1 protein-coding gene is annotated in these 1,253 nt (G+C 58.7%); it reads left to right on the top strand.

Going from position 1 to position 1,253, the window contains the following annotated elements; translation table 11 throughout:
• On the top strand, positions 1 to 1,253 hold a 1,253-nt coding region (locus tag ACI7MX_RS22970; RefSeq protein WP_405592128.1), incomplete at both ends, for a toxin VasX.

The following is a 1,253-nucleotide window of genomic DNA, read 5'->3' as shown; positions in this document are numbered from 1 at the left end:
ATCCATTCGCCGACGTTGATCTTCCCCAAAACCAGCACCTTGTATGTCGGGTATGCCGAGGTGCAATGGTCAGCCAATAAATGCCGGCAAGTGATTAATGATCCCGCCGAGCGCAATCACTTTATGCAGGCCGTGGACCTGAGTCAGGCGGACTGCGTCAAAGGCGCCAAGCACCTGCTGACAGAGTCAATGGTCGAGCGATGGCTGGCGGAGTACGCCACCGAACGGGTCGAGGAGGAGCAGGCTCATCTGGGGGCTAATGCGTCATTGGCCGAGCACGCCGCCTTCAGTGAGCGGCGCCGTTTGCAGGCCGAGTTACCCGTGCACGAACGCCTTCCTTACCTGTGGGAAAACCCGCCGCGTTTCAGCTACTACTCTGTTGCTCGTCTCAATGGCCCTATCCGCCCGGAGTACTACTTCGACACGTTGTACCTGGTGCTCGATGACACCTTGGGCGTCTTGCGCGACTTGGCCAACTATCAAGATAAGGTCGCCGGCTGGGTCGGTGACTGGGCCAAGGGCGGCGGCAATGACGGCGCGCAGGATGGCCACAACGAACGCGATTACCTGCTGGCCTGCTACATCGAATCCCTCAGCCAACTGAGTGACCCCGATGTGTCGGTGCTGGCCGGAGCAACCGATGACCCGGCGATCAAGGCCATGTTTGCCGAGCTGGAGAACATGCCTGAGCTGGACCGAGGCGTGACCAAAGCGGCGATGCTGGAATACGTCAACAAGGGCGGGCTGATGACCCCGCCAGCGGGCAGTCCGGTGCCAGCGGATTTGCAGGTGTTGCGCGAAAGGGCAGAGGCTCAGGCGATTGGCGCTGCTCATTCAGGTGGTGCGGTCTATGAGCATGCACTCCGTGCGCTTGAGGATGTAGATAGACGTTATTACACGCCTACGCACTTTCGTTTATCCCCCGAGCTTTATATCAAGAAGCACTTCGAGGCTCTAATTGCGCTTGGCAAAATTCATGGCAAACGAATTAGTGAGATTTTGTACGGTGCCAAATTCGGCCAACGCGGCGTTAATGATTTGATCGACCGCGAAGCCATGGACCGCGACCTGCTGGCCCACCGCACAGGCCTCGCTCGCTGGAACGACCTGCTGGAGCGCATCACCGCCGACCGCGTGGCGCTGACCACGACCTGCAGCTTTCACAAAAATGCCTGGTACCTCGACCCGCAACTCAGTCAGCAGGCCGGTTTTGCCTTCACCCTTGAATATGCCTGCCTGAAAGACATTTGCCG

It is taken from the genome of Pseudomonas sp. 2024-210 (genome assembly GCF_045062345.1).
Lineage (GTDB): Bacteria > Pseudomonadota > Gammaproteobacteria > Pseudomonadales > Pseudomonadaceae > Aquipseudomonas.
Note: the sequence above shows the minus strand (reverse complement) of the source record. Positions and strands in the feature narration are given on the sequence as shown.